Genomic DNA, 6,507 nt, shown 5'->3' with positions numbered 1-6,507 from the left:
CCTGCTGGCCATCCTCAAGGCCGGCGCCGCCTACGTGCCGGTCGATCCGGCCTACCCGGCCGATCGCATCGCCCACATGCTGGCCGACAGCGCACCGGTCGCCGTGCTGACCCAGCAATCGCTGCGGCAGGCGTCGGCGCGATTGCGGACGGAGGCAGCTGCGCCGCAGCTGGTGTGCATCGACGACCCGGCCATCGGCGCGGCCGGCCCCGCCCACAACCCGACGCCGCACGCGCTGGGCTTGCGGGCCTGCCACCTGGCCTACCTGATTTACACCTCCGGCTCGACCGGCCTGCCCAAGGGGGTCATGATCGAGCACCGCAACGCCTGCAACATGGTCGCGTGGGCGCGTGACCATTTCACGCCGGCCCAGCTGGCGCGCACGCTGTTCTGCACCTCGATCAATTTCGACCTGGCGGTGTACGAGATGTTCGTACCGCTCAGCGCCGGCGGCACGCTAGTGATCGCGCGCGACATCCTGGACGAGACGCTGGACCTGGACGGCGTCACCCACATCAACACCGTGCCCTCCACCATCGCCACGCTGGCCGGACGCGGACGCATCCCGGCGTCGGTGCGCAGCATCAACCTGGCCGGCGAAGCCTTGAAGCGGGAACTGGTCGAGACCCTGTTCGCCACCACCGAGGTCGAGCAGGTCGCCAACCTGTACGGCCCGTCCGAGACCACCACGTATTCGACCTGGATCGGCATGCAACGGCAGCACGGCTTCCAGCCCTACATCGGCCGCCCGCTCGCCAATACCCAAATCTACCTTCTCGACAGCCGCCTGGCGCCGGTGCCGCTTGGCGTGGCCGGCGAATTGTATATCGGCGGCGCCGGCGTCGCGCGCGGCTATCTGAACCGGCCGGAGCTGACGGCGGAGCGCTTCATCGCCGATCCGTTCAGCGCCGATCCCCATGCGCGCCTGTACAAGACCGGCGACCTGGGCCGTTACGCCGCCGACGGCAATATCGAATACCTGGGCCGCAACGACTTCCAGGTCAAGCTGCGCGGCTTCCGCATCGAGCTCGGCGAGATCGAGACCGCGCTGGTGGCCTGCGCCGGCGTGCGCGAGGCGGTGGTGGCGGCGCGCGAAGACCATCCCGGCGACCAGCGCCTGGTAGCCTACCTGCTGGCGCACGACGGCGCCATGCTGGACGCAGCCGGGCTGCGCGCGGCGCTGGCGGCCACGCTTCCGGGCTATATGGTGCCGGCTGCGTTCGTGACGCTGGCGGCTTATCCCCGTACCCCGAACGGCAAGCTCGACCGCATGGCCCTGCCCGCGCCCGACCACAGTGCGGTAGCGACGCGCACCTACGCGGCGCCGCAGGGCCCGGACGAAACCGTGCTGGCCGCGATCTGGGGCGAACTGCTGGGACTGGAACGGATCGGGCGGCACGACCATTTCTTCGAGCTGGGCGGCCACTCGCTGCTGGCGCTGCAGCTAATGTCCAGGATACGCGAACAGTGTCAGGTGGCGATCCCCTTGCGCGCCCTGTTCGACGCCCCGGTGTTCCACCAGTTTTCCGCGATGGTGACGGCGGCGCAGATCGCCCGCTTTGCCGACCATGACATCGACAGCCTGAGCCAAAAACTCGACGGCCTGTCCGAGACTGAATTGCTGGCCTTGTTATCCGAAGGATTTTCCAATGAATAAACTGCAGTTAAGCGAATTAAAACAGATGGTCCTGCTGAACCAGCTCAAGCAGCAAAAGACCGCGCAACAAGCCCATCCCGCGCACGCGCCGATCCCGGCGGCCAGGCGCGAACAGCCGCTACCGCTGTCGCTGGCGCAGCAACGCCTGTGGTTCCTGGCCCAGCTCGATCCCGCCTCCAGCGCGGCTTACCACCTGCCGGCCGCGCTGCGCCTGAGCGGCGCGCTCGACCTGCCGGCGCTGCGCGCCACGCTCGACCGTCTGGTGGCCCGCCACGAAAGCCTGCGCACGAGCTTTGTCCTGCACGACGGCGCCCCGGTGCAGGCGATCGCCGCCGCCGACCAGGGCTTCGCGCTGCGCCTGCACGACCTGCGCGCGCTGTCCGGCCATGAACAGCAAGCAGCCGTGGCCCGCATCGGCATCGACGAGGCGGCCCAGCCCTTCAACCTGGCCGCCGGCCCGCTGGTGCGCGGCCGGTTGCTACAGTTGGCCGACGGCGAGCACGTTCTGCTACTGACCCAGCACCACATCATTTCCGACGGCTGGTCGATTGGTGTCATGGTGCGCGAAGTGAGCGCGCTGTACGCCGCATTCAGCCAGGGCTTACCGGACCCGTTGCCGGCGCCGGACATCCAGTACGCCGACTACGCCGCCTGGCAGCGCCAATGGCTCAGCGGCGCCGCGCTGCAGCTGCAGGCCGACTGGTGGCGAGCCCATCTCGACGGCGCCCCGGCGCTGCTGGCGCTGCCGACCGACCGGCCACGTCCAGCGTTGCAGAACCATGCCGGCGACTGCTTGACACTGACCATCCCCGCGCCGCTGGCTAACGGCCTGCGCGCGCTGGGCGCGCGCCACGGCGCCACGCTGTTCATGACGCTGCTGGCCGGCTGGGCCGCTCTGTTGTCGCGCCTGAGCGGGCAGGACGACGTCGTCGTCGGCACGCCGGTGGCCAACCGCCAACGCCGCGAGGTCGAGCAAGTGATCGGCTTTTTCGTCAACACCCTGGCGCTGCGCGTGCGACTGGGCGGCAACCTTAGCGTGGCGGCGTTACTGGCCGCCGTCAAGGCCGACCTGCTGGCCGCCTACGAGCACCAGAACCTGCCGTTTGAACAGGTGGTGGAGGCGGTCAAGCCGCCGCGCAGCCGCAGCCACAGTCCACTGTTCCAGGTCATGCTCGCGCTCAACAACACCGCCGGCGCCAACCTGGCCTTGCCGGGCTTGGTGCTGACGCCGCTGGAGACGCCGCAACTGAGCGCCCAGTTCGACCTGGTATTGAACCTGGACGACCGTGGCGACGGCAGCGCCATCGTCGGTGGCCTGAACTACGCCACCGCGCTGTTCGAACGCGCCAGCGTCGAGCGCCTAACCGGCTACTGGCTGACCATGCTGGCAGCGATGGTGGCCGACGACAGCCAGCGCGTGACCGCGCTGCCGCTGCTGGACCCGCAACAGCGCCGGCAGCTGCTGGCCGGCTTCAACGACACGGCGGTGGCTTATCCGCAGGACCGCCTGCTGCACCAATTATTCGAAGCCCAGGCCGCCGCGCGGCCGGACGCCGTGGCGGTGGTGTGCGGTGGCGAGCGCCTCGGCTATGCCGAGCTGAACCGACGCGCCAACCGGTTGGCGCACCGCCTGCTGGCCATGGGCGTGGGCCCGGACGACCGTGTCGCCATCTGCGTCGAACGCGGCATCGCGATGGTGGTGGCCGTGCTCGGCGTGCTCAAGGCCGGTGCCGCCTACGTGCCGCTGGACCCCGCCTATCCTTCTGAACGCCTGGCCTACATGCTGGACGACAGCGTGCCCAAGGCGGTGCTGAGCGAACCGGTGCACCGGGAGCGCCTGCCGGCCGGGGCGCCGCTGCTGATGCTGTCCGGCGACGATGCGCCGTCCGATGGCGACGCCGTATCGAATCCCGATCCGCAAGCGCTGGGACTGCGGGCGGGGCACGCAGCCTATGTGATTTACACGTCGGGCTCGACCGGCCGGCCCAAGGGCGCCACCATCGAGCACGCCGGCCTAGCCAACCTGCTGCACTGGTACGTTGACGAGTTCGACTTCACGGCGGACGACCGCGTCTTGCTGGTGACCTCGTTCAGCTTCGACCTCACCCAAAAGAATATCTTTGCGCCGCTGGTGTGCGGCGCCACCCTGCACCTGGCCGATGCCGGCTTCGATCCGCGCCAGTTGGCCGCCGAGATCGCGCGCCACGGCATCACCAGCCTGAACCTAACCCCGAGCGCCTTCTACCCGATCGTCGCGGCAGCGCCGCCACAGTCGCTGGCGAACCTGCGGCGCGTCTTCCTCGGCGGCGAGCCGATCAGCATGGCGCACATCGCCCCGCTGGCCCGCGAATATCCGCAGATGACGCTCATCAACAGCTACGGTCCGACCGAATGCACCGACGTGGTGGCGGCCTGTCGCATCGAACACGAGCGTAGCGAGGGCGTGGACTGGACTCCGCCAATCGGCCGCCCGATCGCCAACACCGAACTGTACGTGCTGGACGCGCAACGACAACCGGTGCCGATCGGTGTCACGGGCGAGCTGTACATCGGCGGCGCCGGCGTCGCGCGCGGCTACCTGAACCGCCCGGAACTGAGCGCCGAGCGCTTCATCACCGACCCGTTCAGCGGCCGCCCCGGCGCCCGCCTGTACCGCACCGGCGACCTGGTGCGCTGGCTGCCGGACGGCCATCTCGACTATCTGGGTCGCAACGATTTCCAGGTCAAGATCCGCGGCTTCCGGATCGAGCTGGGCGAGATCGAAGCGCGCCTGGCCGCCTGTGCCGGCGTACGCGAAGCGGTGGTCATCGCCCGCGAGGACAGTCCCGGCGACCGCCGCCTGGTGGCCTACCTGCTGGCCAAGACCGGCGCGGTCGCGCTCGATCCAGCCGCGCTGCGCGCCGCGCTGGCGCCGCAACTGGCCGAGTACATGCTACCGGCCGCCTACGTGGTGCTGGACGCGCTGCCGCTGACCCCAAACGGCAAGCTCGACCGCAACGCCCTGCCCGCCCCCGGCCAGGACGACGTCGCGACCCGGCCGTACCAGGCCCCGCAAGGCCCGGCCGAGATCGCGCTTGCCGCCGTCTGGTGCGAGCTGCTCGGTCTGGATCGGGTTGGCCGCGACGACCATTTCTTCGAGCTGGGCGGCCATTCATTGATGGTAATCACGCTGATCGAACGGTTGCACCGGCTGGGTCTGTCCGCCGAGGTGGGCGCCGTGTTCGAGGCACCCACGTTGCAGGCCATGGCGGCCGGCCTCGGCGCCAGCGGCGGCCGACAGCCCGCGATGGTGCCGCCTAACCTGATCGGCGCCGGCTGCAACGCGCTGCGCCCCGAACTGCTGCCGCTGGTCGCACTGACCCAGGACGAGATCGACCTGATCGTCGATAGCGTGCCCGACGGCGCCGCCGGCATCCAGGACATCTACCCGCTGGCACCGCTGCAGGAAGGTATCCTGTTCCACCATCTGCTGGGTGGCGAGGGCGATGCCTACCTCATCCGCTCCAGCTTTGCGTTCGATGGCCGCCAGCGGCTCGACACCTTCCTGCAAGCGCTGCAACGCGTCATCGAGCGCCACGACATCCTGCGCAGCAGCGTGCGCTGGGCCGGGCTGTCGATGCCGGTGCAGGTGGTGCAGCGGCGCGCGCCGCTGCCGGTCCACATGCTGACGCTGGACACCGGCAGCGACGCCGTCGAACAATTGCATCAGCACACCGATCCGCGCCGGCTGCGCCTGGACCTGCAACGCGCGCCGCTGATCGCGGCCTACGTGGCGGCCGATCCACACTCCGGCCAATGGCTGCTGACGATGCTCAACCACCACCTGGTCAGCGACCATCTGACGCTTGAATTCATCGTCGCAGAAATCCAGGCGCTGCTGGACGGCCACGGCGACAAGCTGCCGGCGCCGCTGCCCTACCGGCAGTTCATCGCCCGGGCCCGCGCGGTGCCGGCCGCCGCGCATGAGGACTACTTCCACCGCCGCCTGGCCGATATCGACGCGCCGACCGCACCGTTCGGCCTGCTCGACGTCCAGCATGACGGCGGCCGCACCGACCAGGCCACGTTGACGCTGGACGCGGCGCTGGCGCGGCAGGTGCGCGACAGCGCGCGCCGGCATGGCGTGACCGCTGCCGTGCTGTTCCATACCGCGTGGGCCCAGGTACTGGCGCGCTGCTGCGGACGCGACGACGTGGTGTTCGGCACCGTGCTGTCGGGCCGCATGCAGGGCGCGGACGGTGCCGGCCAGGTGCTGGGCATGTTCATCAACACGCTGCCGCTGCGTATCTCGCTGGGCGCGCGGCCGGTCGGACAGGTGGTGCGCGACAGCTACCGCGACCTGGGCGAACTGCTGGCGCATGAACAAGCCTCGCTGGCGCTGGCGCAGCGCTGCAGTGGCGTGGCCGCGCCGCTGCCGCTGTTTACCACCCTGCTCAACTACCGCCATAACCGGCCCGCGACGGCTTCGGGTTCGGTCGGACTGGACGGCGTGCGCGCCATCGCCTCGGAGGAAAGGACCAACTATCCCGTCACGGTGTCGGTCGACGACTACGGTGACGGCTTCGGCGTAACGGCGCAATGCGCAGCGGGCATCGATCCGCAGCGCATGGCCGCCTATCTGCTGACGGCGATCGAGGCGCTCAGCGCCGCGCTGGCCGGCGACGCCAACCAGCCGGCCCACGCCTTGAACGTCCTGCCCGAGGCCGAGCGCCACCATCTGCTGGCCGGATTGAACAACCCCGCTGCCGACTACCCGCGCGACCAGCTGCTGCACCAGGCCTTCGAGGCGCAAGCCGCTACGCAGCCTGACGCCATCGCCCTGGTGTGCGAAGGCCACAGCCTGAGCTACG

Annotated in this window: 2 protein-coding genes; both read left to right on the top strand. The window is 69.6% G+C overall.

The genetic code is table 11. The features are described from left to right. Positions 1–1,657, top strand: a 1,657-nt coding sequence (locus RUGAMON1_RS32375; RefSeq protein ID WP_445234379.1) for a non-ribosomal peptide synthetase, incomplete at its 5' end; no start/stop codon positions are given. Further along, positions 1,650–6,507 (top strand): non-ribosomal peptide synthetase (locus RUGAMON1_RS32370; RefSeq protein ID WP_445234378.1); only part of this gene is annotated, 4,858 nt, incomplete at its 3' end. The genes RUGAMON1_RS32375 and RUGAMON1_RS32370, both read left to right, overlap by 8 nt.

Source organism: Duganella rhizosphaerae (assembly GCF_040364205.1).
In the GTDB taxonomy this organism is placed as follows: domain Bacteria; phylum Pseudomonadota; class Gammaproteobacteria; order Burkholderiales; family Burkholderiaceae_D; genus Rugamonas; species Rugamonas rhizosphaerae.
Note: the sequence above shows the minus strand (reverse complement) of the source record. Positions and strands in the feature narration are given on the sequence as shown.